The organism is Pseudomonas fluorescens, assembly GCF_005938625.1.
GTDB lineage: Bacteria > Pseudomonadota > Gammaproteobacteria > Pseudomonadales > Pseudomonadaceae > Aquipseudomonas > Aquipseudomonas fluorescens_BD.
The window spans coordinates 1-1283 of sequence record NZ_VCNJ01000120.1; the positions used below are offsets into that span (position 1 = coordinate 1).

2 protein-coding genes are annotated in these 1283 nt (G+C 62.9%); both read left to right on the forward strand.

The window, feature by feature from the left end; all coding sequences use genetic code 11:
- Positions 1 to 183 (forward strand): hypothetical protein (locus FGA82_RS32355; protein ID WP_212760564.1); only part of this gene is annotated, 183 nt, incomplete at its 5' end.
- Positions 180 to 1283, forward strand: a 1104-nt coding sequence (locus tag FGA82_RS31960; RefSeq protein ID WP_141130154.1) for an ATPase, T2SS/T4P/T4SS family, incomplete at its 3' end; no start/stop codon positions are given. The genes FGA82_RS32355 and FGA82_RS31960, both read left to right, overlap by 4 nt.

The following is a 1283-nucleotide window of genomic DNA, read 5'->3' on the forward strand; positions in this document are numbered from 1 at the left end:
GACGATCAAAGCGGTGCCGATCCAATGACGCCGACATCGCCCCTTGATCTGGAAAACGGACCTGTAGGAGCTGCCGAAGGCTGCGATCTTTTGATCTTGCTCTTCGACGGACCCAAACGGCCAAAGATCAAAAGATCGCAGCCTTCGGCAGCTCCTACAGGGGTTGGGGAGGGCTTGAGATGAGTGCACTGCCTTACGCCTGGGCCAAGGCGCAGCGGATTTTGTTGTGCGATGGCGTGTTGACGGTGTGCCCGTCGACGCCGGGCTGGTCGATCAGTGAGGCGCGGCGTCAGTTCGGCGCGACCACGATTCAGCGCGTGCGCGATGATGAGCTGGATGGTTTGCTCGCCGCGGCTTACGCCGACACCGGCAGCGCGGCGGCGGTGGTCGGCGCGGCGGAAAACGAAGTCGACCTTGATCGCCTGATGCAGGACATGCCGGAAATCACTGACCTGCTCGACACTCAGGACGGCGCCCCGGTGATCCGCATGATCAACGCACTGCTGACCCAAGCCGCGCGCGATGAGGCCAGCGACATTCACATCGAACCGTTCGAAACCCATTCCGTGGTGCGCTACCGGGTCGACGGCACCCTGCGCGATGTGGTCTCGCCGCGCAAGGCTCTGCACGGTGCGCTGGTGTCACGGATCAAGATCATGGCGCAGCTCGACATCGCCGAAAAACGCCTGCCACAGGACGGTCGCATCGCCCTGCGCGTCGCCGGGCGGCCGATCGATATTCGTGTTTCCACCGTGCCAACCGGGCATGGCGAAAGGGTGGTGATGCGCCTGCTCGACAAACAGGCCGGGCGTCTGCATCTGGAAACCCTCGGCATGGACGCGCAGGTGCTGGCCAAGCTCGATCACCTGATCCGCCAGCCCCACGGCATCGTGCTGGTCACCGGGCCGACCGGTAGCGGCAAAACCACCAGCCTGTATGCCGCTCTGGCGCGGCTCGATGCGAGTACCAGCAACATCCTCACCGTCGAAGACCCGGTGGAGTACGACCTGCCGGGCATCAGCCAGATTCAGGTCAACGCAAAAATCGAAATGACCTTCGCCCTGGCGCTGCGGGCGATCCTGCGCCAAGACCCGGACATCATCATGATCGGCGAAATCCGCGATCTGGAGACCGCACAAATCGCCGTGCAGGCGTCGCTGACCGGACATTTGGTGTTGGCAACCTTGCACACCAACGACGCGGTGTCGGCGGTCAATCGCTTGATCGACATGGGCGTCGAACCGTTTCTGCTGGCGTCTTCAATGCTCGGGGTTTTGGCGCAG